At 47.6% G+C, this 26593-nt stretch carries 23 protein-coding genes and 2 riboswitches; of the genes, 10 read left to right on the top strand and 13 right to left on the bottom strand.

All coding sequences use genetic code 11. From position 1 onward, the window contains the following. The coding region (locus tag WQ57_RS17655) for an IS3 family transposase (protein WP_046525082.1) at positions 1-375 on the top strand (375 nt) is incomplete at its 5' end. A 56-nt stretch (positions 376-431) separates the two neighbouring features. Here the strand turns inward: WQ57_RS17655 and WQ57_RS17650 are convergent. Next, the gene (locus tag WQ57_RS17650; protein ID WP_046525081.1) at positions 432-917 is read right to left on the bottom strand and encodes a QueT transporter family protein; all 486 of its coding nucleotides are present in this window, start codon (positions 915-917) and stop codon (positions 432-434) included. A gap of 7 nt (positions 918-924) precedes the next feature. Further along, a riboswitch (PreQ1 riboswitch) is annotated at positions 925-969 on the bottom strand. Between the two features lie 215 nt (positions 970-1184). On the opposite strand from WQ57_RS17650, the gene WQ57_RS17645 reads away from it, so the two are divergent. Both WQ57_RS17645 and WQ57_RS17640 read left to right on the top strand, forming a co-directional pair. Beyond that, positions 1185-1469 carry a YkvA family protein gene (locus tag WQ57_RS17645; protein ID WP_241481573.1) on the top strand — a complete coding sequence of 95 codons (285 nt, stop codon included), beginning with the start codon at positions 1185-1187 and terminating at the stop codon, positions 1467-1469. Between the two features lie 230 nt (positions 1470-1699). Then, positions 1700-3100, top strand: coding sequence for an MATE family efflux transporter (locus WQ57_RS17640; RefSeq protein ID WP_046525080.1), 1401 nt, complete (start codon positions 1700-1702; stop codon positions 3098-3100). An 85-nt stretch (positions 3101-3185) separates the two neighbouring features. Here WQ57_RS17640 and WQ57_RS17635 read toward each other — a convergent pair whose 3' ends face one another. Beyond that, a complete protein-coding gene (locus WQ57_RS17635; RefSeq protein ID WP_046525090.1) occupies positions 3186-3674 on the bottom strand; it encodes a GNAT family N-acetyltransferase in 489 nt (162 codons plus the stop codon). A 264-nt stretch (positions 3675-3938) separates the two neighbouring features. Here WQ57_RS17635 and WQ57_RS17630 point away from each other — a divergent pair, with 264 nt between their 5' ends. The 3 genes from WQ57_RS17630 to WQ57_RS17620 all read left to right on the top strand — a co-directional run bounded on the left by WQ57_RS17630 (position 3939) and on the right by WQ57_RS17620 (position 8333). Beyond that, positions 3939-5009: a DUF2157 domain-containing protein gene (locus WQ57_RS17630; protein ID WP_046525079.1), complete on the top strand. Its 1071-nt coding sequence runs from the start codon at positions 3939-3941 to the stop codon at positions 5007-5009. After that, positions 5002-5547: a GDYXXLXY domain-containing protein gene (locus tag WQ57_RS17625; RefSeq protein WP_046525078.1), complete on the top strand. Its 546-nt coding sequence runs from the start codon at positions 5002-5004 to the stop codon at positions 5545-5547. The genes WQ57_RS17630 and WQ57_RS17625 overlap by 8 nt, the downstream gene beginning before the upstream one ends. Before the next feature lie 353 nt (positions 5548-5900). Beyond that, positions 5901-8333, top strand: a complete 2433-nt coding sequence (locus WQ57_RS17620) for a S8 family peptidase (RefSeq protein ID WP_046525077.1) — start codon at positions 5901-5903, stop codon at positions 8331-8333. A gap of 101 nt (positions 8334-8434) precedes the next feature. Here the strand turns inward: WQ57_RS17620 and WQ57_RS17615 are convergent, their stop codons facing one another. Then, positions 8435-8560, bottom strand: a complete 126-nt coding sequence (locus WQ57_RS17615; protein ID WP_046525076.1) for a DUF4023 domain-containing protein — start codon at positions 8558-8560, stop codon at positions 8435-8437. Between the two features lie 147 nt (positions 8561-8707). Here WQ57_RS17615 and WQ57_RS17610 point away from each other — a divergent pair, with 147 nt between their 5' ends. Beyond that, the gene (locus WQ57_RS17610) at positions 8708-9229 is read left to right on the top strand and encodes a GNAT family N-acetyltransferase (protein WP_046525075.1); all 522 of its coding nucleotides are present in this window, start codon (positions 8708-8710) and stop codon (positions 9227-9229) included. A 132-nt stretch (positions 9230-9361) separates the two neighbouring features. Here the strand turns inward: WQ57_RS17610 and WQ57_RS17605 are convergent, their stop codons facing one another. Both WQ57_RS17605 and WQ57_RS17600 read right to left on the bottom strand, forming a co-directional pair. Then, complete coding sequence (locus WQ57_RS17605; protein ID WP_046525074.1) at positions 9362-10573, bottom strand: MFS transporter; 1212 nt, start codon at positions 10571-10573, stop codon at positions 9362-9364. Between the two features lie 205 nt (positions 10574-10778). Then, a complete protein-coding gene (locus WQ57_RS17600) occupies positions 10779-11165 on the bottom strand; it encodes a hypothetical protein (RefSeq protein WP_046525073.1) in 387 nt (128 codons plus the stop codon). Positions 11166-11372: 207 nt separating this feature from the next. Here WQ57_RS17600 and WQ57_RS17595 point away from each other — a divergent pair, with 207 nt between their 5' ends. Continuing rightward, entirely contained in the window at positions 11373-11762 is a 390-nt protein-coding gene (locus WQ57_RS17595) for a thiol-disulfide oxidoreductase DCC family protein (protein WP_046525072.1), read from the top strand. A 63-nt stretch (positions 11763-11825) separates the two neighbouring features. Here the strand turns inward: WQ57_RS17595 and WQ57_RS17590 are convergent, their stop codons facing one another. From WQ57_RS17590 to liaG, 8 genes are all read right to left on the bottom strand, one after another. Further along, positions 11826-13178, bottom strand: a complete 1353-nt coding sequence (locus WQ57_RS17590) for a DUF3238 domain-containing protein (protein WP_084820316.1) — start codon at positions 13176-13178, stop codon at positions 11826-11828. Positions 13179-13395: 217 nt separating this feature from the next. Beyond that, complete coding sequence (locus WQ57_RS17585; RefSeq protein WP_046525071.1) at positions 13396-13899, bottom strand: hypothetical protein; 504 nt, start codon at positions 13897-13899, stop codon at positions 13396-13398. Between the two features lie 244 nt (positions 13900-14143). Further along, positions 14144-15064 carry a ketopantoate reductase family protein gene (locus WQ57_RS17580; protein WP_046525070.1) on the bottom strand — a complete coding sequence of 307 codons (921 nt, stop codon included), beginning with the start codon at positions 15062-15064 and terminating at the stop codon, positions 14144-14146. 87 nt (positions 15065-15151) lie between these two features. Next, positions 15152-15883, bottom strand: a complete 732-nt coding sequence (locus tag WQ57_RS17575) for a DUF3784 domain-containing protein (RefSeq protein ID WP_046525069.1) — start codon at positions 15881-15883, stop codon at positions 15152-15154. 368 nt (positions 15884-16251) lie between these two features. Beyond that, positions 16252-17703 (bottom strand): carbon starvation CstA family protein, encoded by a 1452-nt coding sequence (locus WQ57_RS17570; protein WP_046525068.1) that lies wholly within the window; start codon positions 17701-17703, stop codon positions 16252-16254. A 190-nt stretch (positions 17704-17893) separates the two neighbouring features. Continuing rightward, complete coding sequence (locus WQ57_RS17565; RefSeq protein ID WP_046525067.1) at positions 17894-18622, bottom strand: LytR/AlgR family response regulator transcription factor; 729 nt, start codon at positions 18620-18622, stop codon at positions 17894-17896. Continuing rightward, entirely contained in the window at positions 18609-20363 is a 1755-nt protein-coding gene (locus WQ57_RS17560) for a sensor histidine kinase (protein WP_046525066.1), read from the bottom strand. Before WQ57_RS17560 ends, WQ57_RS17565 begins: the two co-directional genes overlap by 14 nt. Before the next feature lie 204 nt (positions 20364-20567). After that, positions 20568-21449, bottom strand: coding sequence for a LiaG family protein (liaG, locus tag WQ57_RS17555; protein ID WP_084820315.1), 882 nt, complete (start codon positions 21447-21449; stop codon positions 20568-20570). Between the two features lie 265 nt (positions 21450-21714). Between liaG and WQ57_RS17550 the strand changes: the two genes are divergently transcribed. Beyond that, entirely contained in the window at positions 21715-23787 is a 2073-nt protein-coding gene (locus WQ57_RS17550; RefSeq protein ID WP_046525087.1) for a catalase, read from the top strand. 121 nt (positions 23788-23908) lie between these two features. Beyond that, positions 23909-24105: riboswitch (cobalamin riboswitch) on the top strand. Positions 24106-24285: 180 nt separating this feature from the next. After that, positions 24286-26574 carry a ribonucleoside-diphosphate reductase subunit alpha gene (locus tag WQ57_RS17545; RefSeq protein ID WP_046525065.1) on the top strand — a complete coding sequence of 763 codons (2289 nt, stop codon included), beginning with the start codon at positions 24286-24288 and terminating at the stop codon, positions 26572-26574. Positions 26575-26593 lie beyond the last annotated feature (19 nt).

Below are 26593 nucleotides of genomic sequence, written 5' to 3'. Positions count from 1 at the left end.
CGAGTTACTCTTGATATCGCTACGGATACACTTAAGAAGTTAAAAAGAACGAGGAAGATTAAACTGGCTAAAGGAGCTTATATACACTCTGACCAGGGAGGTCACTATACTAGCCCTGTTTATCAAAAGCTGGTGAAAAAAATCAGGTTGGGACAATCCATGTCCAGGAGGGGGAACTGTTGGGACAACGCCCCACAGGAATCATTCTTTGGTCATTTTAAGGACCTGGCTGATATAAAATCATGTGAAACCTTAGAAGAGCTTAAACAAGAAGTGAAAGCTGCAATCCACTACTACAATCACTACAGATATCAATGGAATATGAAAAAGATGACCCCTGTTGAATACAGAGATCATCTTCTTAAAGTAGCGTAGCTTTTTTTAAAATGTCCTTTACAAAGGGTACAGATTAAAGGGCTCCTGCGTTTGTTTTATAACACCTTATTTAGGTTGATTCGCTTATGGATGGCGTACACTATCGGTATTCCGGCTGCCAGCACGATGAATTCCCCTGCTGCCGTTGTCAGCCATGTAAAGAAGAATGGCAGGTTAAAGGCAAGCTTTAGTTCAAAGGCAATAATGAACATATTGAATGTGAACACCGCTGTGTTTATGGCAAGCAAACCTAATGTGTTTTGTATATAACGGGCCGCAGCGATGGTAATAAGCAGTGAAATGACCGAATGGGCGACTCCGAAAACAAGGTCATAAGCAACGATTGGGGAAAAGAACAGGTTGGTGAGGAAAACACCGAGTACAATTCCATAAAAATAGTTCTTGTTGAACACGATCAAGTGATTGAACATTTCCGATACACGGAATTGGACATTGGTGAATCCAAAAGGCTGAATGACGGCGGAAACCGCGATGTATAAAGCGGCTACGATGCCATTGCCTACAATGGTGCGTATATTCAAAATCAATCTCTCCTTAGTTTTTTTTCGTGGGAGGGTTACGAACCACGCCGGGCAGTGACCCGAAGAACAATAGATAAGTATAGAGGAATCCCCCCGCAAACACAATACCAATTTCCACCGCTCTTAGGGTCAGGCACCGTTTAGCACTTCACCGCGCCGGGGGTCAGGCACCTTTTAGTGCTTTGCTGTGTTGGTGTTCGGTATTTTGGGTATAGGAAGTGTAGTCCGTTCAGGTATATTAAAGTAAGAAAGGAAACAGGTGATTTTGTGTTTAAATTTTTCAAACGGATGAGGTTTGTCCTTAAATTTTGGAAGTCATTTCCGTTTATTAGAGACTTCTTTATTTCGAAAGATGTGGAACCTTACAAAAAGGTGCTCAGCTTATTGCTCTTCCTTACCTATGCATTCTTGCCTTTCGACCTGATTCCCGATTTTATCTACATGCTGGGAATTATGGATGATGTAGTTATCACCGGATTTATTATCGAAAGAATGGTGAAATGGGCCCCAGACAGCCTGAAAGACAAATACCGGCTGCATGATAAAACATAAAGCAGGAGGGAAGCTGCTATATCCTGCCGGGATCCCCGGTTTCGCTCATATACAGGCAAGCTGCCAGGTCCCGCGGCTTGCCTCTTCAGGTTCTTCAACCGCCAAACCAGAACCGCATAATTTGTCTAAAATAGAAAGCGGTTACAAAATGTAAAACGATAGCACCCTTCGTTATAACTATGGTAAGATACTCCTTGTTTTTCAGGTGTTTATAAAACGGGGTGACATTTATGGCAGGGATGCGAGCGAAGAAAGGTTTAACTGCAAAACCGGCTGGCGATTTGAATTTATTTTACCTTACCTGGCCTATTTTTCTTGAAGTATTCTTATTCATGCTGATGGGAATTGCCGATACGCTGATGCTGAGTGCGATTTCTGACAATGCGGTTTCCGGAGTAGGAGCCGCCAATCAGTACCTGCATATTTCCATCCTGATACTGGAGGTTGTCGGAAACGGGGCTTCAATTGTGGTTGCGCAGTATATTGGTGCCCGCAAGTATCTGGACGCTTCCAGGATTGCTGCTCTGGCTATTACGCTGAACCTAGGTGTCGGCCTGATTATCAGCGGGCTTTTCTTCCTTTTTGGCGGCAGTCTTCTCGAAGGCCTCAACCTCAAAGGAGAGGTTCTTGCTTATGCACAAAGCTACCTGGCCATTGTCGGCGGTTTTATCTTCCTGCAGGCCCTCATCAATTCGCTTGCGGCTATCATCCGCGTCCATGGCTATACGAAACAGGCGATGTTTGTTTCGCTGGGTATGAATGTTTTCCACGTTGGTGCTAACTATGTGCTGATCTTCGGCAACTTTGGCTTTCCGGAAATGGGTGTCCAGGGTGCTGCCATTTCTTCGGTTATCAGCCGGTTCCTCGCATTGATTGTTTTCTTCTGGCTGCTTTACCGGGTGATGGAAGTACGAATTAAGATGCACTATTATTTTACGCTTTCAAAGGAATTTATCGGCAAGATTTTAAAAATTGGGATTCCGTCGGCCTTTGAACAGATTCTTTATCAAGGCTGCCAAATTGTCTTTTTATATTACGTTACCTTTCTTGGGGAAGCCTCCATGGCGGCAAGGCAATACGCAAACAACGTGTCCATGTTCATTTTTCTGTTTGCCATAGCGATTGGCATCGGGACTTCGATTATTGTCGGCCGGCTTGTGGGCGGAAACAGGATGGAGGAAGCTTACCATAGGGTTTGGAAGAGCGCGCGCATGGCAAGCTTGATTACCTTGTTGATGATTGGTGTCGTCATCTTGCTCCGCAAGCCTCTGGTTGGTATTTTTACCGATGACCAGGAGATTATCAGGCTTGCGTCGGATGTTTTGGTGCTCAGCCTAGTGCTTGAGACCGGGCGGACGCTGAATATCGTCTTGATTAATTCACTGCGGGCTGCCGGGGATGCCAGGTTCCCGGTCTATATCGGGGTGATTTCCATGGTAATGATGAGCCTGCCCCTCGGTTACTTTCTCGTCTTTGAGATGGGCCTCGGCCTGGCGGGTGTCTGGCTGGCCATTGCAGCGGATGAATGGACCCGGGGCATCATCATGTTTTTCCGCTGGCGCAGCCGGGCATGGGAAAAGCACGCCCTGATAAAAGAAGAACCGCTGTCAGAAACCGCTGCAGCACATTAAAGCCCCAAACGGTGCCTGACCCCCTTTAGCATGCTAAAGGGGGTCAGGGTTTTTAAAAGGTAAGTGCCCGGCGCTTACGCTTTTCTTATTTGAACAGGAGCTGCATGTAGATGACGTCGTGCCATTGGCCGAATTTGTAGCCAACTTCCTTGAGGCGGCCGGCGATTTCAAACCCGAACTTTTCGTGCATTTTGACGCTGACGTCGTTTCCGGCTGTGATGCCGGAAATCACCGTATGAAATCCCATTTTCTTTCCTCTTGTTAATATTTCCTCCATGAGTGACCTGCCAGTCCCTTTGCCGCGGTGCCTGTCTGAAAGATAGATGGACAGCTCCACTGTTTTCGCGAAAGCCGCTTTCTGGTTATAAGGAGACAAACCGCAATAGCCTGCAATTTCCCCATCTATTTCGGCCACAATCAGAGGATATTTGTCGCCGAATTTTTTGAACCATTCTTCCCGTTCTTTAAGAGTTTGTTCCGCTAAATCAAATGTAGCCGCAAGATTGCGGATTGCATCGTTATAGATTTCCAGCATTGCTGGTAAGTCCCGGATTTCTGCCTGCCGAATCAACAAAATAATCTTTTCCCCTTTCCACAATTTAACACCAATCGCGTAAAATCCTGATAAAATAAAAGTATAAACCTGCAGAATATTATCTCCTTTAACCTCCCATTTGAAAAGATTTTTTATTGCAATCAGGCTTCTTTTTTCACCCTCGCCAGCAAGCCTCAGATAGACCTTTATGCTGTCCGGGAGATACTCCACTGCAAGCAGGAAAGAAAGGAGGCAGCCTGTAATCGAAGTGTTACGATCAATGCCAGGAACAGGAGTGAAATCATGGAAAAGCGCAAGTTAAAAGCCGGTGAATACCAGATTCTTCAGCGTGAACTCAGCTATTTGGAGAAGAGGGGGGTGCTGGCTTCCGGAAAAGGCGAGGAGATAGCGGAGCTGTACGAAATTGAACACCTTTCCTTTACCAAGACGCTCCTCTATGTCGGATCGGTGCTAATCGGTGCAGGAATTCTCAGCTTTGTCGCCAGCAACTGGGCCGAGATTGGAAAACTGGCCAAATTCCTGCTTATTTTAAGCTTATTTGCCAGCAGCTGCTTTGCCGGCTACAAGCTTGAAAGCCACCTTCCAAAGACAGCCAGAAGCTTTTACTATCTTGGCGTTCTCGTTTTTGGAGCAGGAATTTTCCTTATTGGCCAAATGTTCCACTTCGGCGGGGATTTTCAGGAAGCTTTTATGTGGTGGTCCCTCGGCATCATGCCTCTGGCCTGGGTCCTGCGGGATAAATGGATTTTATTGGCGTCCTCATTGCTGATTCTATTTTATATGACGCATGACCCCCTTATGGGACAGAGTGTTCCAATTTGGATCCTGCTCTGGAGCGCGGCCATCTATTTCCTTAATGAAAAGATCGGGTTTATGCCAGCAACTGCGTTCGTGAACGGCCTTCTCCAGCTGGCATTTATCGCATCCGTACTCAGTTATTTTCTGGACGGAATCAATGATACGGTTTATATTTACGGTCTGGTTTATCTTGTCATCGGAATTGGCCTGGTGCTGGCGAGGAAGAGCTTGAGGGATGTGTATGTGATTTTAGGATACCTGGTGCATGGCGTGGCAGCGCTCTTCCTGTCTTTTGGCGAGAACTGGCCAGCCGGGGCCGGGAATTTCTTCATTCCGTTTTCCATCCTTTATATCTTATTTTTATTGTTTCTGATCAAGAAAGGGAGTCTCCTCAGCATTGTCATTCTTTGCGCCCTGATCTTCCGCTTTTACCTTGATATCACCTTTGCCTTTTTGCCAAAATCGCTTGTTTTCGTTATAGGCGGGCTGCTCCTGCTCGGTTTCGGCTTGTATTTTGAAAGACAAAGGAAGAAAGGGGCGGAATCCCATGTCTAGCCGGGGAAAACAAATCCTGTTAGCTTGCCTGGTGCCTATAGGAATCCTGGTGGGAATGACCATCACTCCCTTGTATACTTTATGGAGCGGCGAAGAAGTCACCCTTAGGACCATTCCTGTCGACCCGACGGACCTGTTCCGCGGAGATTATGTGATCTTGCAGTATGAAGCAGAAGAGGTGCCAGTTTCCATTGTTGAAAAGGAAGTGCGAAGAGAGCTTGAAAAAGGGCATTCAGCTATCGATGTTTATGTGCCATTAAAGCAGGAAGGCAACTTCCATGTACCCGAAAAAGTCACACTTGAAAAGCCGGAGTCCAGTTTATATCTCAAAGGAAAGCTGGATTATATCACAACGAGCTGGAATGGCAGGCTGGAAGGGAAAGAGGCCGCTTATCTCACTTACAGCCTTGATAAGTACTTTGTCGAGGATAATACCGGTCTTGAATTGGAAGAAGCCTCAAGGAACGGCAACATCCTTGCCAAGGTAAAAGTGAAGAATGGTTATGCCTATCTGGTGGATGTTAGCATTACTCAATAAGCACAGGTATAAGGCTGGGCAGGAAGTATCTGCCCAGCCTTATATAATGCAGAAGACTTTAACGGTATAAAGCGTTAATGTGAAATATATTAACATAATTTTTCTGGTCTAGGAAGGATAGATAGGGCGAAAAGAGGGGGAACATAGACCCCTATCTCTTATCTGGCAGAAAAGAGAGCAGGCATATAGACCTCTTCATTTCCAGCTGTCATCAAATAAAACGGGCCTTTGGAATTATTGTAATTTAATGTAATTTCAGAATATTATTTAAATATTAACAACTATTTTGCTTGTTATAAACCAAGTCTGTTTTGAGCTAGTAAAACTATGATAAAAGGGGTCGATTAGAAATAATGGCAAAGAAAAACGTTCTGAAAACTTTGGTCACCTCTGCAGCCCTCGCCCTCGCCATCTCTGGCGTAGGTCCCGCTGCGGCAGCACCTGTAAACGTCATGGAAGCACCGAAGCTCGCTGACCTGGTTGGAGAATTCAACTTTGATTCCGCTGCCAGGGGAACCGTCATCGTCGAACTGACAGAGCCGTCCGTGGTGGAAGCAAAGCAGAAGGGACAGAAACAAACAAAAGCCAACCTGGGCCAAGCCCGCAGTAAAGTTAAAAATGATGCCGCTAAAGCGGTTAAGGATTTAAAGGTAAACCGTGAATATGACCATGTCTTCTCCGGTTTCTCGGCTGAGCTTCCCGAGGAAGAAATTCCGGCCCTTTTGGCAGTCCCTGGCGTAAAAGCAGTGTATCCTGATGTTACATATACGACAACAAATGTCGGGGAAGGCAAAGAGGTTACTGCTGAAGAGTTCAGTCCTGCCATGTTTGAAAGTGCTCCGTTCATCGGCTCCGACAAAGCATGGGATGCTGGTTACACGGGAGAAGGAGTAACAGTAGCCGTTATTGATACAGGCGCTGATTACACCCACCCAGACTTGGAGCATGCTTTCGGAGATTATAAGGGGTATGATTTTGTAGATAATGACCAGGATCCGCGGGAAACACCTCCTGGCGACCCGCGCGGCGCATCGACCAACCACGGAAGCCATGTTTCCGGGACAGTTGCGGCAAATGGCCAGATCAAGGGCGTTGCCCCTGAGGCAAGCCTGCTTGCTTACCGTGTATTGGGACCTGGAGGCAGAGGAACAACCGAAAATGTCATCGCCGGGATTGAAAAAGCAGTGGAAGACGGCGCGGATGTGATGAACCTGTCACTTGGAAACTCGCTGAATGACCCTGATTATGCAACAAGTATTGCGCTGGATTGGGCAATGGCCGAAGGCGTTGTCGCCGTTACGTCCAACGGAAACTCTGGTCCGAACAACTGGACGGTTGGTTCACCGGGAACTTCCCGCGACGCGATTTCCGTAGGTGCCACCCAGCTTCCATACAATGTCTATAATTCTGTTATTTCAACTTCTGACGGTGTTGAATATCCATCTGCTAAAGTCATGGGCTTTCCTAGTGATGAGGAATTGGTCGCGCTTAATGGACAAGAACTTGAGTTTGTTCATGTGGGCATGGGTGCTGCAGCTGATTTTGCAGGCAAGGACCTAAAAGGTAAAATAGCATTAATCAGCCGCGGAGACTTCGCATTTGTTGACAAAGCAGCCAATGCCAAGGCGGCAGGTGCGGTCGGCGCCATCATCTATAATAATGTTGCCGGCGAGCATGCGGATGTTCCGGGAATGGCTGTGCCGACAATCAAGACCACTCTTGAAGACGGCCAAAAGCTTCTTGCAGAACTTGCAAAAGGAAATAACAAAGTAAGCTTTGACATTGCTTTCTCCAAAAAAGTCGGCGAAACAATGGCCGGGTTCTCTTCCCGCGGACCAGTGACAAACACATGGATGGTTAAGCCTGATGTTTCGGCTCCTGGTGTGAATATTACTAGTACCGTTCCGACCCATAATGCAGCGAACCCTCACGGCTATGCTGCGATGCAGGGAACAAGCATGGCGTCCCCGCATGTAGCCGGTGCTGCTGCGCTGGTTCTGCAAGCAAACCCTGACTGGAGCGTCCAGGATGTCAAGGCTGCTTTGATGAATACAGCCGAGGACGTCATTGACCCTGCAACCGGAAAGTCCTATGCGCATAATTCCCAAGGCGCAGGAAGCATCCGCCTTCCAGATGCCCTGCAGACAGAAACCCTTGCGGCTCCTGGAAGCCATTCGTTTGGAACCTTCCTGAAGACGGAAGGCAAGCAGGTGGAAAAGCAGCAGTTCACCGTGAAGAACCTGTCTGAAAAAGCCAAGACTTATAGTTTCGAAGTAAACATGGGCGAGCATTCCGACGCGATCAAAGTATCAACAAGCAAAAACCTTAAAGTCAACGGAGGCAAGTCCCAGCAGGTGAACCTGAACGTCCAGGTGGATGCAGGAAAACTCGCCGCAGGCTATTATGAAGGCTCCATTACCATTAACGATGGTGAATCAGCCATTGACGTACCAACTATCCTGTTTGTGTCCGAGCCGGATTACCCGCGTGCTGAGTATGTAGGGGTTGCCCAGCTAGCTGATGGGAAATTTGAGATTCAAGGATTGTTCCCTGGCGGTGCCGAAAAGGTTGAGCTATTCGTGTATACTTCCAATTCTGCTGGGGCTGCTGGAAAGTTTGTAGGAGACATCGCAGCTTATGAAAATATTCCAGCCGGATATACAACATTTGAATGGGATGGGACCGTGAACGGACAAAAGCTTGCTGCAGGCTATTACAATATCTACGCTTATGCAACCTACAAAGGACAAAGTGACTTAGCGGGCGCCAATATCCTTATAAAATAAGTGCTAAGTTAAATAAATGCCAAAAACGCCTGGGTTCATCTTAAGCTGAACCCAGGCGTTTCTATTTCGAGCCCCAGTGCTAATACCGGGCTTTTCTTTTTTCAGCCTTTATTCCGGTTTGTAGGCAGTTTGTCGCTCGGGCTGCCCTGTCCCTGGCGTCTTTTGTTTTCTTCATCCTTCTTTTGCTTATCATGGATTTTCGCTACAAATTCATTGGTGCTTTCCATTTTTATGCCTCCTTGGTTCTGCTTTCATTTTACTTTAACCAGTAAGGAAGAAAACATACAAAGCTGCATTCTGGAAATCCTGAATTCTAACAAAGGATCCAGGAAATATTAAAGGGCAGGAAGAACGACCACCAAAGGAGTTTTGAGATGGAAGCCACCGAAGAGATTGTACGGGCAGCAGGCAATGAAATATTCGAAGTAGCCCGGATGTTTGAGGATTGCAAGGCCTATCTGGAACAAAGGGGAATCCTGCAATGGGATGAAAGCTATCCTAATAAGGAATATTTTGAATCAGCTTCATCCGATGAGAATTTATTTGTTCTTAAGGAAGACGGAAAGATTGTGGGAGCAATGGTTCTTGATGAATGGCAGACACCTGAATGGGAAGGTGCGGACTGGACAGAAGTGGGTGGGAATCCGTTAATCCTGCACTCATTTTGCGTCCACCCTGACGTCCAGGGAAAAGGATATGGCAAGAAAATGCTCCAGTTTGCCGAAGATTTTACAAAAGGGCAGAACTACCCTGCGCTAAGGCTGGATGCCTACTCAGGCAACAAAAGTGCGGTTGCTTTTTACCAAAAGCGGGGCTACCGGAAAGCAGGCGAAGTTGTGCTTGAAGGCAAGCCAGAGGGGCATGAAACGTATTTTTGCTTTGAAAAACTATTCTAAAAAAACGTGCCAGCTCCCCTTAGGGCGCTGGCACGTTTTGTGAAGGCGCTATGCCTGCTTTGAACCTTGTTGTTTATTTTTATTTTCAAGCATTTTTTTCACTTTCTTCAACGATTTGGGACAGGGAATCCTTTAGCTGATGTTCTTTTGCGGCTCATCCAGGGCTGGCAGCTGCTTGAACTTGGCGATGAAAACCAGCGTCATTGAAATCGCCATAATTCCAAAAATGACAGCCATTACCTGCAAGCCGACACTATCGAGAAGGAAGCCGGATAAAAGGAGGGTGACCTGGAAGAACACCCGGTCCAGCATATTGCGGAAGGAAAAGAACCGGCCGTGAAACTCTTTAGGCACTTTTGTTTGGAAAATGGTTGCTGTTGTAGGAAAAAAGCATCCAAGAGCAAAACCGAATAACAAAAATGCAATAATAGTTAAAAGTGGAATGTCGGCAAAGTAAAGAAGCAGCTGCGATATACCGATTAAAAATGAGCTTGAAACCAGGATGGAATACGCCTTCAATTTAGTGTTAATCTGTTTGATCAGAAAGGCTCCCGCCATGAAGGCCAGGCCTTCCGATGTATAGATCCACCCTTTGATCGCGGAGCTGTCCTGAATTTCGCTAATATTGATCACCATCAGGTTGAATCCGCCCAGAATCAAAAGGGGAATAAGCGTCATAATCAGCGTCATCATGATGACCGGCAGCTTTTTTATGACAGGGAAAACATCCTTGAACCCAGCATGGTCCTTGCTTTCCGTCTTCGCAGGGCGCTCTGGCCTGGCATGCTCTTCAATTTTAAGGAACCATGTTAGAAGCAATAAAATGACATAGGCTGTCAGCGAAAGGATATAGAGCATGTTCAGCGGTAAAATGACAAGCATGACTCCCGCTGCTGCGGTACCAAGAATCCGCGACAGTGTCGATACGTTCATATGCACGCCATTCAGCTGAAGCAGTTCCTTTTCAGCCACGACCAGCGGAATCGCAGCCTGAAGCGCAGGAAAGTAAAAAGCCGCCGAAACCTGGAGGCAAATTAAAAACACAAGCATCCACCAGACAGAACCTGTTTCAATGGCAGTAAGCATAAACAGCACACTGATTGCCCTCACAACCCCAGCCCCAAGCATGACGGTTTTTTTGCTATACTGATCGACCAGCTTGCCGGCGATTGGGCCTGCGGCGATTCCGGCAAGGAGGCCGGCAGCCAGCAGCAGGGATTTCAGAAAGTCAGACGGAACCTTTTCCTGCATAAACTCCAAATTTCCAATAATACCGAGCCAAAGTCCAAGACCGGCGATAAACTCACCTGTCAATAAAATCCAAACATTCCTGTTTCTCCACATAAGCCTGCCCTCTCGTTCCTGTATTCTATTTTCTTTTATAAGATACTACATTATTTCGATTTTCGAAAGGTCTAAAAGTCTGAAAATGGAAGATTGGAAAACGAAGCTTGGGTTTTTTGTAATACAATATAAGCATAAGCAGCTGCCGCTTTTGGTTCATAAAAAGAACCCTGCTTCACAGGGTTCTAGTGGTTAAACCGATAGCTTAATGTTCTTGGTCGAGATAGGTCCTGGCGGCATCTGCAGTATCAAATTTTTCTGTATGTGTGACCTGGTTGCCATCGTTAACGACGGCGAGGAAGCCGTCTTTTGCGGCAATGATGTCAGCATGGGATTTTCCATCATCCGAAAGCTGCACTTTTTCCTGGATATTGATTCTTCCCTGCTGGACCAATGCCTGGACTTCCATTCCATACGTATCCAGGTCGGTGCCAGGGTGCAGCGTTTCTTCCAGCTGTTTAAGCGTCATGCCGTCTGTTTCGAACTCAGGCGGCGCACTTGCCTCCTCAGGGTTTGCCGTATCCGTATTTTCCTGGCCGCTGCAGGCTGCCAATAAAACGGCGCTCATGATGGGCAATAGTATTTTTTTCACATGAATCTCCTCCGTTGGCAATTTTGTCCTTACAATGCTATTCCCCGCTGGCTGCCGGAACCAACCTGCAGACAGGGATTGGATGAAAATACCACATGGGTGTTATGGGGTGAAGGATGCGGCAAAATGTTTCCTCCAGCATAGAAACGGCTAAAGTATAATGAAGCATTATTTTAAAAACTAGCATCTCTTTTAGGAGGGAAGTGTATGAATCCGGTAGTCTTGTTTGATGGTGAATGTAATTTTTGCGATGCGAGCGTACAGTTTATCATACAGCGGGATCCAAAAGGGGTATTCCATTTTGCTTCTTTGCAGAGCGATGCTGGCGAAGAACTGGCAAGGAAGCACCATATTCGGGATGATGTGGACAGCATGGTATTGATTGAAGGCGACAAGGTGTATTACAAATCGGCTGCTGCCCTGAGGATTAGCCGGCACCTGAAGGGAGCCTGGAAGCTGCTGTACGGCCTCATGATTATTCCGGCCCCGGTCCGGAACGCGGCCTATGATGTGATTGCCAAAAACCGCTATAAATGGTTTGGGAAAAAAGAAAGCTGTATGCTGCCGCCGCCAAGCGTCAGAAAGCGATTTTTATAAACTTAAAAGGAAGGAACAGCCTGCCTGTATGGGACCTGTTCCTTCCTTTTGTTCTTTTTCTGTCTAGATGGTAAACGTGGTGTATCGCCATAATTTATTCGCTGTTGACGGGGCCATCATTTCCAGCCCTTTGCTGCGGGATTGATGGATGGTTTCCCAGTGGGGGGAATCCACGGATTTCAGGTACACCTCATGATGGGGGGCCTGGTCGTGATTTCCGGCAATATCCATTTCACCATTACGGTAAAAAGTGGCATGGACATCATAATCAATGGCAGGCGAAAGGACGAGAGGATTCCCTACAGAATGAATCAGTTGGAATGCTACCTTTTCGTCTGTATTAAAGACCTTTTCGACTGCAATTCCCTCATCGGAGGCCTGAGCTTCCCCGATGGGGCTTCGCAGCCAGTTGTACGCCTTGGTTGTTCCGACCGATTTAACGAGCTCGACAGGTTCGTCAACTCCGCTCATGTCCAGATGTACATCGGCCCTCGTCCGATATTGGGGGGAGTCTGGGTTGAATCCCCGGTGATCGCCTTTAAAGTAATGGTATTTCGAGGCTGCATTCGGATTCTTCAGCCACTTTTGCGGCAGGAAGGTCGTGTAGCGCAAATGCTTTTTTGATTGATTATTTTCAGGGGATTTCTGTTTTTCACCTTCTAAAAGCTGTTTGAGGGGAGCAATCCTGGTGGTGATTTCAAATTCCTCCATGGCAGTGCGCTGTGTTGAAGTATCCCATTTTAGAAAGCCTAATATGTTGGCCATAAGCGACTTGCCCTCGCTAGCTTCCTGCTCCGACAGTTCAAGCGGACGCCGTGCCCTGATGGTGTAGGTGTATTCCTCTTGATCTTCTATTTCCAAATCTATGAATAAACATTTTTTTACTTTTCCGGCTTCCAATCCATTTCGGAGAATGGTATATTCTTCGATTCCATCAATCGGCTCCCACTCCAGGCTAATCTGCCCTTTTGTCACGACCGTGGTAAAAATGGAATCAGCCAGGACATTTTCGGTCCTCTTTTCGCTGACAGCTGTTGCCGTTTGCACTTTGATTTTTTCAATGGGTTCATCCTGGGCGTCCAGACATTCAATGCTGTACGAATAAATGGTTCCAGGCAGGAGGCTGGTATCCGTTAGCCTCGGTTCTTGTCCTGAATAGACGAACTGGCCGTTGCGGTACACCCTGTAGGATTCTCCGATGTGAGGCCATGCAAGTGTAATCTGGTCCTGTTTTTGCTCAATAAAATCGAGCATAAAGGAAGGGACAGAGGGGGCAGCCTGTTTTTTTCTCTTATGCTCTGCTATTAGGTAAGCGGCCCCTGTGAGGCCCAAAGCCACGGCGGAATAACGGACGGCCTTCTTTTTTCTATCGCTGCTGGTGTGGAATGCTGGCATGATCTGTACCACCTCTTTCATGAAAAATCCTGCTGTTTTTTCAGCAGATGTTTTCTCCTTGATTTACCCGTTAAATGAGGGAGGCACACATCGGTATGACGGAAATTGAAGGTACAACTGGCAGCAGCGGGACCAGAAAACCTAGGTCCTAGCAATAAAAAGGACCGGCACTATAAGCAGTGCTGGTCCTCATTATGCGTCTGGTGTTTCCTGGGTTTTCCAGGGGCCGGAAGGAAAATTAGTTCACTTCTTTTGCCAAACCTGGTTTTTGGAGTCCTGCATTTTCAAAAATGGTGCCAAGCTTTGCAACGCCTTGGGCAAATACCTCATTTGCTTCATCAAGTGCAGGAGCATCTTTTTCCAGCTCTTCCGCTTTCATTTCATAAGAAGAGATGATGTCACCGACAGCATTTTCAATATCTGCCTTCTGTTCTTTCAATTCTTCAGGAATTTCAAGCTTTTGTACTTCTTCCGCAACGGCAGCAGCAGATGAACTTGCAGCAGCCTTCATGTCGGAAGCTGGCTCTTCAGCCTGTTCATAGGCGTTCAGCTCTGCATCATGTTCATTGATCGTCTTAACCATGCCCATGTAATATTGGACAAGCGGCTTTTTAATATTTGTTTCCTCGCTTGCTCCTTCTTTCGCCGCAGTATCCTGCTCGGCTTCCTTATTTTCTCCGCCGCAAGCTGACAGAACGATGGCAAGGGTGATAGCGATGAATGATAATAATAAGTTCTTCATGGAAATCTCCTCCGTCAAGTGATGGATGTATCGCTGTGCTTCCTGAGCCCATACAGCGCTTTCAGAAAGGAAGACAGCTATTACATTATAATGAGGCTTCTTATTTTATTCAAGAAATTAATATATTGAAATAATTAAGGGGGAGAGGGGGTAGCAGAGGAAAAGGAAAGGGGAGCCAGCACCACAGCAACGCAATAACGCGCCAACTCGCCGCGGGTCAGGCACCCTTTGGGGTGGTAATGATTTAGTGCAATGAAGTTTCGTATATTTTAAGATTGGTGTAAATGGCGGCAATGACCGGTGTATGAATGTTATTGGCTCTCCCGAGGTCAAGAAGATACTTGAAGAAATGGTCGGCTTCTGTTTTCAAGCCTTTTTCCATATCCCGCTGCAGGGAGGATTTCATGTTATAGCCCATCTGCATTATTTTGTCTGCCTGGACTTCTTCAATGTTCCCGGCGAGAGGGGCATTTACGCTTCTCATAACCCTGCCGCACTCTGCAAGGAGGCTGCGCACCGTTTCAAGGCCATACTCCTGGTCCCGGATCGGTCCAATGGGAGCCTGGAACAGCGAAGTGACGCCGCTTAAGGTGGAAATGAACAGGTATTTATGCCACATATCCTGCTGGATTTGGTCTGAAAGGGTAATGCGGGCCTTTGTTCCCTGGAATGCGTCTTCAAGCATGCGAACGCGGTCTGTTTTTTCTCCGGACAACTCCCCGAACACAAGGTCATGGATTGGGCTTGTCTGGATGATAGTCCCGTCCTCATCCAAGGTTGTTTCAATGAAGCAGAGGCCGCCCAGGATGTTGTGCTCTCCAAAGGCTGCTTTAAGTGCGTCCATATGGGCGATGCCGTTCAAAAGCGGAAGGATCAAGGTGTTTTCCTCTGCATAAGGCTGAATGCTTTCAATGGCCCCTTGCAGGTGATAAGCCTTCGTTGACAGCAGGATGACGTCAAATGTCTCCGCTTGTTCTCCGCTCAAAATCGTTTTTGGCTGGTGAACATGCAGATCTCCGTGAATGCTTCTTACCACAAGACCATGCTTCTGAAGCTGCTGCTTCCGCTTTTCCCGTACCAAAAATGTGACGTCCGCGCCTTTTTCCAGCAATCTTGCGCCAAAGTAGCCGCCTATTCCGCCAACTCCAACTATTAAAATTCTCATCTTATAACCTCCTTAAGTCAGGGGCTGCCCCACTTCACCGCAGCACCGCGCCGGGGGTCAGGCACCCTTTTGTTGTTTAATACTTCATCATGGTGCAGGCTGAATGGTTTTGCGCAGACTCTGATGCCAGCTTTCTGTTTCACTGGGTGTTTTACCGTTGATAAAGATGTGTTGGCCTTCAAGCTCGATGTAGAGATAAGGCGGGGCATCCTTCCTTATAAAAAGCAGTGAACTGCCATACCCTTCCACGGTAAATCGGCCTTTTGACATTGTGGCCAGCCCAAAGCCGTTTTCTCTCCAGGTTACTTCAGGCATTTTATCTAGCAACTGAACCTCCTTGATGTCACTCGTCTGCCATTCGTCTCCGTACAATCCGGTTATTTCAAATTTTTCGCCAGCTATTTTCAGCTCATAATCCTGATAGCCAGCGAAATAAAGCCCGATAACCAACCCTATCGTCCCGATAAACAGCAGGGAAGAAAAAAGGTAGCTTCGTTTCCGCTTTTTTGCGATTTCGTATTTTGATAAGTAGATAAATCCCCCGAGCAAAAACACTAGCATGAATCCAAATTGGACTTCCATGGCAAAATGGAACCGTGTAAAAACAAGCGGCAGCAGCATCAGCATGCCAACGGCCGTAACGAGCAGCAATGTTCCTGTCTTTTGAGGCATTCCATTTTCAATCAATTCCTGCTGTTCTTCCTTCGGCCTCGTGGAAAAGCCCGAAATCAGCCAGTACGCTTTTTTTCTCCTGATTGCCCAGGCAAACAACAGAAACAGCAGGATGATAAATAGTTGAACAGCGGCCATTCCCCACATTTCAATCCCTTCTGGATAACAGTCTTTTCCTCATTGTACCATTTACACTAATAAGAGGGGGGAAGGAGAAAATGAACGGATAGGAAGGAGAAATAGACGAATCGGGCATGCCTTGTTCGGTTCGTTTTGCTTTGCTTTGCCGCATTAACGTGCCGGGGGTCAGGCACCCGGGGGTACGGTGAAGTATAAAAGCACGCGGTGGCCGCGTGCTTTCAATGTTTATAGCAGGAATGCTGTTCCAATTGCTGCAGCACTTATGATCACAATGATGATTTTGACCAGGAGGGGAAGGGAATCCTTCCCTTGCTGATTGACCTTCTCTTCCTGTTCGTTTACCACTTTGCGATATTCAGGGCGACAGCAGCTCATTATGCGACTTGATTATAATCGGATACGTCTTCTTCAAGCGGCAGCTTGTTCGCCCGCGCCTTTTTGGCTGCCGAGAAGAACAGGCCAATCAGGACGGCCGTTCCAATGAAGCCGCCGATCCAGGCGATGTTCATCGGCAGACGGAATCCAATCTGTGCATTCAGGATATAGGTGATGACCATTACCAGCATGAAGGCTCCAGGAATCAGCGCTATCCAGTAATTCTTTTTGGCGATGTAGAGATACATGGCGCCTACGAACAGGGCAATAACGGCCGTTGCCTGGTTGGCCCAGCTGAAATATCTCCACAGAAGGTTAAAGTCGATTTGTGTAAGAACAACAGAGATTGCAAATAAAGGAACGGCAATCCAAAGGCGGCTTGAAAATTTCTTTTGGGCAATGTTCAGGTATTCAGCAATGATCATTCGCGCACTGCGGAAAGCTGTGTCTCCGGAAGTGATTGGCAGGACTACAACCCCAAGTACCGCAAGTGTACCGCCGAATGCTCCAAGCATCGCTGTTGATACTTCGCTTACGACCGCTCCAGGTCCGCCTGCTGCCAGGATTTCCTGCAATCCGCCGTAGCCATTGAAAAGGCTCATCGCAGCGGCTGCCCAGATCATCGCAATGATTCCTTCGGCGATCATCATGCCGTAGAAAATTTTGCGTCCTTGCTTCTCTTTCTGAGTGGTACGTGAAATGATAGGTGTTTGCGTTGCATGGAACCCTGACAGCGCTCCGCATGTGATCGTAAAGAAAATCAGCGGGAAGATCGCTGCGTTAGCAGGGTGGAAATTAGTTAGTGACAATTCCGGGATTGGCGCGCCTGTCACGATAAGCCCGATTCCGACTCCAAGAGCACTGATGACAAGCAATGCGCCGAAGTAAGGGTAAACGCGGCCGATGATTTTATCAACTGGCAGCAATGTAGCCAGGATGTAATAGATGAAAATAACGGCAATAAGGACGCCAAGTGCTACTTTCCCGTCCATCAGGACATGCAGAAGGCTCGCAGGCGTAGAAACGAAAACGGTACCAACCAAAAGCAGAAGAAGTACAGCAAAAGCATTGACAACATGCTTCATGACTTTCCCCAGGAACTTGCTTGCAAGCTCGGGCAGATGGGCACCGCGGTTGCGGATGGAAATCATTCCGGTAAGGTAGTCATGGACAGCACCGGCAAAAATACAGCCAACGACAATCCAGATAAACGCGACCGGTCCGTAAAGCGCTCCCATAATTGGTCCGAAAATCGGGCCGGTACCGGCAATGTTCAATAGCTGAATCAAGGAATTCTTCGGTGTGCTCATCGGTACATAGTCAACACCGTCATTGTTGACATAAGCAGGCGTTGCTCTTTCCTCCTTTACACCGAAAACTCTTTCAACGAATTTGCCATACGTAAAATAACCAACAATTAAAAGGGCAATAGCCGCTAAAAATGTAATCATGATATATCCCCCTTTGTTTAAAAATATAATGAATACGTTTTCATCCCTAGTATAATAGAACGAAAGAAAAAGGGGGAGAATCAGGATTGAAAGGTCGGAAATCGGAATTAAAGCGCTTTATTTCATGATTAAGATGCATTAGCCACCCTCAGGAAAATCATTGTGAGCCCCCCAAAATGCGGCGGAAACATTATATCTCCAGCCGCATTCTTAAATTTTTCACATAGTTCCGGCTTACCGAAAGCATTTCTTCCCTTCCTTCAACTTGCAGCTGGAAAGCACCATTGAACCACGGAGTCATACGGATCACATAATCGAGATTCACCAAATAGCTTTTATGAATCCGGAAAAACCCAAAGGTTTGAAGCCTGCTTTCCAAATCTTTAAGAGGGGTCTTTGTTTCATACTCACCGCTCTTTGCGACAAGCCTTGTAATTTTGTCATCCCGATAGATGTAGAGAATATCTTTTGGCTCAAGGTAAAAAATTTCTCCCTCGGCTTCCACGGCGAGTTTTCCGGGGGATTTTCCAGAATCCTCATTAAGGGAAGCCGCAAGCTTCTTTTCAATTCTTACAATGGTTTCTTTCAATAGCTCCTCATCATACGGTTTAAGCAGGTAGTCGACCGCATCGTACCGGAAGGCTTCAACAGCAAACTCCGGGTAGGCAGTCGCGAATACGACCAAGGGCATTTTTTTCAGTTCCATCAGTGCTTTTGCGGCTTCCATCCCATTCATCCTCGGCATTTCCACGTCCAAAAAAACCACATCAGGCTGAAGCTGGATGGCCTTCAATACTGCCGCTTCCCCAGACTCCGCCTCGCCGACCACCTGAATGGACGGGTAGGCACGCAATAAGTGCCTAAGTTCATCACGGGTATATAATTCATCATCAACAATTAAGGTTCTAATGGCTTCCATTTTTATTATCTTCCTCTGCATGTGGGATGAAAAAGGCGACCTCTGTGCCTTTATCAGGTTCACTCTTAATTTGTAGGCTGGCATAATCGCCAAGCATCATGGTGAGCCTCCGGTTTACATTATATAGTGCAAGGCCTGTTCCGGTCTCGGATTCAATCGGTGTTTTAACCACCTGCCGTGAGCGCTCCTCTGTCATTCCTTGCCCGTTGTCCTCGACTCTGACTAGTGTCCTCCCGTCGAGTTTTTTTATAGTAATAGTGACGACGCAGTTGTTTTCCTTATCTTTGAAGCCATGCTTGATCGCATTTTCCACAATTGGCTGCAGTGTCAGAGGCGGGAGCTTTTTAAGCAAAGCCTCTTGATCGATATCGTAAAAAACCTGCAGTTTTTGCACAAACCTTGCTTCTTCAATCTCCAGGTAGGCTTTTACATGCCGCAGTTCCTGCTCCAATGTTGCCATGCTCTGGGTTGTGGCGGACATGTTCTGCCTAAGATAATGGGACAGGGAGACAAGCAGTTTTCGTGCCTTGGCCGGGTCGATGCGGACAAGCGATACAATCGTATTCAAGGTGTTGAAAAGAAAGTGCGGGCTGATCTGTGCCTGTAGGACCTTTATTTCTGCCTCTTTGGCCAGCTGATGGGCTTTATCCGCTTCGGCTACTTCCAGCTGGCTGCTCATCATCGCGCTAAGCCCTGTAATAAGTTCCATGACAACATTGGTGATTTCCTTTTCGGACCTGAAATAGAACTTTAGCGTACCAATGGTTTCTCCTCGCTGCTTAAGGGGGGCGATGACGACGGCTCCGAGCGGGCAGCCTGTGACGCGGCAATGTATGGATTCATGGCCGGCGGCAATAATTTCTCCCTTTTTAATGGCGTCAATCGTGATTTGGGTCTGAATCGGGCTTTCTGATTTATGGTGGTCGTACCCTAGTCCAACGTGCGCAAGGATTTCCTTAAGGTTGGTCATCGCCACGGCACTGGTTTTAATTTCATTATGAAGGATATGGCAAACCGCTTTGGCCGAAGCAGGATTGATTCCGTTCCTGAGATAGGCAAGGGTCTGGTCCGCAATCCTTAGTGTTTTCTGTGCCTGCATGGCTCCGGCCTTCTCCTCTTCGTTGATAACGCTGTTTATGATTAACAGAAATAAGGCACAGCCCAAACCATTGGCGAGAATCATGGGGACACCGATAATTTCCACAAGCGTTGCAGCCTTGTCAAACGGTCGGGCAAGCAGCAGAATAATGAGCATCTGGATCGCTTCTGCCAAAGCCCCAACCAGGAAGGCGGACTTCAAATTGACACGCTTGTCTTTGCGGTGAAGCGCCCCGGAGAGGATTCCGGCAATGATGGAAGCCAGTCCGCAGGCAAGGGCTGTAAAACCGCCGAGAGTAAAACGATGGATTCCGGCAATTAATCCAGCGCCAATCCCGACCTTGTATCCGCCAAGAAGACCGGCAAGGACCACGCCAATAACCCGAGAGTTGGCAATCGCTTCATCGGCAGCAAGGTCTGCGGTCCAGCGGTTAAACTGGAGGCTCTCCGTACTGAGGCTTAGGCCTGTATAAGTGCCGATAATGCCGAAAAAGCCGAAAAAGATAATGGCAGTAACCTGCTGTCTGCGGTCCAGCTGCTCACGATAGACCATATCCCTGAAAAACGGGAAGCGGGTGAGAACAAACGCAATCGTCACAATAATGCCGAGCCGCTCCAGCATGGTAATCGTCAGTTCAAACATGCAAATGCCTCCTTTAAATGGAGCCTCTAGAGGCAGCTATGATGCCATCTCTCTCTATTATATTAATGGAAGTAAAAACGAAAAGAAAACTAATTATCCCAGCGAAGCAGAGGGCACTTCACTACACAAAAGGGTGCCTGACCCCACGTGCGGTGACGCGTCACCGCACGTGGGGTCAGGCACCCTTTCTTCGGATAAAGGATTTTAGTGGAGGCTGATGTTGCCGCTTGAGACGTTTAGATTAATCTGGTGCTTTCCGGATCCGTGTTGGCCCTTGATTTTATTGGAGCTGCTGTTTTCCCCGCTTAGAGGAAAAGAGTTGCTGATGTTGCCGCTGCTGATTTTGCCATTCAGGGCGAAATCGGCATCATCGGGGAGGTCCAGCTCCGCATGGCCAGAGCTTACATCAATTTCCACTGGACCTGTCAGCTTTTCCATCTTGATGTGCAGTTCGCCTGAGGAAACATTCGCTTCAGCGGGCCCTGAATATTGATCAAGCTTGAGCCTGCCTGAGCTGACTTTGAAGACTCCATTCTTCGTTGTCAATGAATCTGATACAATTTCCCCGGACGATAGATCATAGTCGACTGAACCTGCTTCAAGCGGCCCAATCTCAATTCTTCCGGACCCTGCCTTCACCCTCAACTCTTTCAGCCTCATCGCTGATCCCTGCGAACCATCGCCAAAAGACAAAAACCCCGATCCAACACTGATTTCCATATTTTGATTGTAATCTTCCGGAACATAAATCTTCAGCTTTTCCTTATCGTTATTCATATTGAAAAATTGGAACTTTGGCCCTTTTGCGTGAATCTCGAGGGTGTCGCCATTCAGCTGTGCGGTTACCTTGCCATTGCCCTCATACTCCGTCTCAACATCCTTCCTGTCTTCCGGAATCACCACCGTTTGGACGCTGGATGTCTCAATCTCAATGTTCTTAATCTTATCCGTCGGTAATGCCCGGCCCCTTTCATTGCCCCAATTAAACCAGCCCAAGGAAGGTAAATTCGTAAAAGCAAGATACAATCCGGTAATCACCAAAAAAATCGTTAAAATTCCCCTCAGCATCATTTCCACTCCATTCATAATAGGGTTTCGTTACTACCATCCTATTCCATTTTGTGGCCGCCCTCAATGCACTAAAGCATGAACATTTCCTAAGACCTGAGGCTGAATCCAAACATCATTTTTATAAAAATTAGTCCGGGATGTTTAATGGTGACTGAGAAAGGTAAGAGGGGAACAGGCACTCATGCTGCCTGGCTACATAATGGCTTTAATCCTACATAGACGAACACCGTATACAAGCGGGCAGCACCAGTATGAAATAAGAGGGAGGAATACCATCAGGATGAAAAAGGATAATCGTATCAATGAGTCCAGCAAGGACAAGCAGCTGGAGCAGTTTCGCGTGGACAGTTCAGGTGAAAAGCTGACAACGAACCAAGGAGTGCGTGTGTCGGAGGATGAGCATTCCTTAAAAGCAGGTGAGCGCGGCCCAACCATCATGGAGGATTTCCATTTCAGGGAAAAGATGACCCATTTTGACCATGAACGGATTCCCGAAAGAGTCGTGCATGCCAGAGGATTCGGTGCCCATGGTTATTTTCAGGTGTATGAGTCAATGGCCCATCTGACAAAAGCAAAGTTCCTTCAGGACCCCAATGTGAAAACGCCGGTTTTTGTCCGGTTTTCAACTGTGGCCGGGTCCCGGGGTTCTGCTGAAACCGTAAGGGATGCAAGGGGCTTTGCGACAAAGTTCTATACTGAGGAAGGAATATATGACCTCGTCGCCAACAATATCCCGGTTTTCTTCATCCAGGATGCCATGAAGTTCCCTGATTTAGTCCATTCCTTCAAACCGGAACCGCACAACGAGATGCCGCAGGCTTCCAACGCCCATGATACGTTCTGGGATTTTGTCGCCAACAATACCGAATCAGCGCATATGATTATGTGGACGATGTCCGACCGCGCCATTCCGCGCAGCTTCAGGATGATGGAAGGCTTTGGCGTCCATACCTTCAGGCTCGTAAACGATCAGGGCGTTTCCCATTTTGTAAAATTCCACTGGAAGCCGGTGCTTGGTGTCCACTCACTTGTATGGGATGAAGCCCAGAAAATTGCCGGAAAAGATCCGGACTTCAACCGCCGCGACCTTTATGAAGCAATTGAAATGGGCAATTATCCGGAATTTGAACTGGGTATCCAGGTGCTCAAGGAAGAAGATGAATTCAGTTTTGACTTTGATATTCTCGACCCAACGAAGATTTGGCCAGAAGAAATCATTCCGGTCCACAAAATCGGGAAAATGACGCTGAACCGGAATGTTGATAATGTGTTTGCCGAAACCGAGCAGGCGGCTTTCCACCCTGGCCACGTAGTTCCTGGGATCGACTTTTCGAACGACCCGCTCCTGCAGGGCAGGCTCTTTTCCTATACAGATACACAACTGATCCGTCTCGGCGGCCCGAACTTCCACCAGATCCCGATTAACCGCAGCGTCGCTCCTGTGCATAACAACCAGCGGGATGGCTACAACCAAATGGCTATCCACAAAGGACAGGTCAGCTATCATAAAAACTCGCTGGCTGGCAACACACCGTCACCAGCGGCAAAAGAAGAAGGCGGGTACGAACACTACCAGGAGAAAGTCGAAGGACGTAAAGTCCGCAGCCGCAGTGACAGCTTCAAGGACCACTACAGCCAGGCGAAGTTGTTTTGGAACAGCATGTCCGAACCTGAAAAACAGCATATTATCAATGCCTTCCGTTTTGAACTTGGCAAATGCAAGAGCAGTGATGTCCGCCAGCAGGTTGTCAACATGTTCAGCAATGTCGACCGCTATCTTGCCGAGCAGATTGGAGAAGGCCTGGGATTGCAAGTCCAGACAGATCATATGGGCGCCGATGTGACATTGTCTTCCCCGGCATTGAGCCAGGAGAATACGGTCAAGACAGCCTTTTCCAGGAAGGTCGCGATTCTCGCCGACAATGGGTTTTCCGGCAAAGAGCTGAATCATCTGCTTATGGCTTTCAGGGAAAAAGGCGTACAAGGAAAGATCATCAGCACAACCCATGGCATGATCAAAAGTGACAATGGAGAGGATGTTGAAGTGTCGGACGCATTCCTGACGACCAGTCCGTACGAATTTGATGCCGTATTTATCGCTGCGGGCGAAGAAAGCGTGAATAAGCTTAAAATAAACAAGGATGCCTTGGATTTTATTGATGAAACGTACAAACATTACAAGGCGCTTGGAGCAGTCGGTGAAGGCGTTGAGCTTTTATTGGCAGTAGGCATCCTGGCGACCGAATCAGGCCCAGGTATTGTAGCCAGCAGGGAAAAGGATGACATCGGGAATGTGGCGGATTCCTTCATCCAGGCTGTGGCCGGCCACAGGCACTGGAGCCGCAAAGTTTAATATTAAAAATCCCGGAGGGCATCCTCCGGGATTTTATCGGATGTTAAAACTTGAAAAGAACTAGATACTAGATTATCATATTCAATATATTGTAATCTCAATCAATATCAATAACTACATATTGTGTTGCCTTAAGTGAAGATGCCGTCAAGGCTTAAATGGGAATCTGGTGAAAATCCAGAACTGCCCCCGCAACTGTCATTGCTGACGAAATGAGCAAACCACTGTATAACGTGCTTGAAAAAGGTGCTTATATGGGAAGGGCTCAAAGTAGGGTGAAGCATGAGTCAGGAGACCTGTCTTGCTTAAGATGTTTCAGCTTCTTCGGGGATTGGGAAGATGAAACGATGGCGACAGGAGGCAGTGCCTGGCTCTTTTCTGGAGTGCCGGGATGGTGTCTTTTGATGCTATCGTTTCATCCGCTCAATAATGAGCGGATTTTTTTATTTTAAAAACACAGGATGTGCGTGCATCCCTGTGAACGTGGGAGGAATCATCATGGACACGAAGGTACAAACAAAAGTCGGGCATGTTCTGGAGATTATCAGCGAGGCTGCCGGAAACCATCAATTGAACACGGAAGGAATCATTGGGCACTTAAAAAAACTGGATGCAGCAGAAGCGGAGGCCAGGCAGCATGCCCTGTCCTATGCCCTTAATCATACGGCAATGGACCAGCCGGACTGGACATTTGTTGCCGCCCGCCTTTTCCTGGACGAACTTTACGAAAAAGCGGCGGAAAACCGGGGCTATTCCCGGGAGCAGAAATACGGGAGTTTCTATGAACTTATTGAAAAATTGACCTCAAAGGGCATCTATTCACCGGACCTGCTGCAAACCTACTCAAGGAAGCAGATTGAGGAACTTGGCAGTGAAATCGAAATAAAACGGGATTATTTATTTAATTACATAGGATTATTCCTGATGGCCGACCGCTATCTTGCGAAGGATCATGATGGCCGCACGTTTGAGCTGCCCCAGGAGAGATTCATGGTGATTGCGATGACTCTGATGAAAAACGAAAAGGAGAGCATCAGGCAGAACCTTGTAAAGGAAGCCTACTGGGCTCTAAGCCATCTGTATATGACAGTGGCCACGCCGACTCTTTCGAATGCAGGCAAAAGCTTTGGGCAGCTTTCTTCCTGTTTTATTGATGCGGTGGATGACTCGCTGGACGGTATCTATTTAAATAATTGGGACATCGCCCGCCTCAGCAAGGACGGAGGAGGCATCGGCATCTACTATGGAAAAGTGAGGGCGCTGGGCTCCGATATCAAAAAATTCAAAGGAACCTCTTCAGGGGTGGTGCCATGGATCCGCCTGCTCAACGATACGGCCGTTTCTGTTGACCAGCTTGGCCAGCGCCAAGGTGCGGTCGCAATTTATCTGGACTTGTTCCACAAGGACATCATGAATGGTTTCCTGGATTTGAAAACCAATAATGGGGATGAAAGAAGAAAAGCCCATGATATTTTTACAGGGGTCACTGTACCTGATCTGTTTATGAAGAAACTTGAGGAAAAGGACGGGAACGGCAGAAGCATTGGGGAGTGGCATACCTTCTGTCCTCATCAGGTCAAACAAATGATGGGCTGGAAAGATGAGAGTGGCAATCCGCTGGGGCTTGAGGATTTTTATGATGAAAAAGACCAGAAATATTTCACGGAAAAGTACGAAGAAGCAGTCTCAAATCCCCTCCTGCCCCGGAAAACCTACAGGGCAATGGATGTCATGGCCCGCATAATGGTCGCCCAGCTTGAAACAGGAACGCCATACATGTTTTACCGGGATGAAGTCAACCGCCAAAATCCGAACAAGCATGTCTTGGGGGAAGGCCGCACATCCATTTACTGCAGCAATCTTTGTACCGAAATCGCCCAGAATATGTCCCCTACGACGATGGTTCGCGAATATGAGGATGAAGAGGGCAATATTGTGATTGTCCGGAAGCCCGGCGATTTTGTCGTTTGCAATCTGTCTTCTATTAATCTTGCGAAGGCGGTGCCTGCCGGGGTGCTGGAACGGCTGATCAACATCCAGGTGCGAATGCTTGATAACGCCATCGATTTAAATACCATCAGTGTCGGACAGGCAAGGAAGACCAACCAGAAATATCGGGCAGTAGGACTGGGAACGTTCGGCTGGCATCACCTGCTTGCCCTGCAAGGCATTCATTGGGAGTCAGAGGAAGCTGTCCAGTATGCAGACAAGCTCTATGAAGATATTGCCTACCATACGATCCGTTCTTCGATGGAGCTGGCGAAGGAGAAAGAAGCCTACAGCCAATTTAGCGGTTCCGAGTGGCAGACAGGCAAATATTTTGAGCGCAGGAACTATGGTCCGGGCCGCTGGGCTGAATTGAAGGAAGCTGTCGGCCGCAACGGGATCCGCAACGGCTGGCTGATGGCAGTTGCACCCAATTCTTCAACAGCAAAAATCGGCGGGTCCACGGATGGAATTGACCCGCTGTACGCAGTCGAATATGCGGAGGAGAAAAAGAATTTCAAATTTAAGGTGACAGCGCCTGACCTTAATCATATTACCTACAATTTCTACCGCAGGGCCCGGCATGAACTGGACCAGGTGTGGAGCATCAGGCAGAATGCAGCCCGCCAGCGCCATATCGACCAGGCTGTCTCTTTCAATCTATATGTGCGGCACGACATTAAGGCCAAGGACTTGCTCCATCTCCACCTCGAATCCTGGAAGCAAGGCCTGAAAACGACCTATTACATCAGAAGCACATCGCAGTCGGAAATAGAGGAATGCGAAGCCTGCCATAGCTAAAACTTTATCAGGAGGAATA

The organism is Mesobacillus campisalis (assembly GCF_000986785.1).
In the GTDB taxonomy this organism is placed as follows: domain Bacteria; phylum Bacillota; class Bacilli; order Bacillales; family Cytobacillaceae; genus Mesobacillus_B; species Mesobacillus_B campisalis.
Note: the sequence above shows the minus strand (reverse complement) of the source record. Positions and strands in the feature narration are given on the sequence as shown.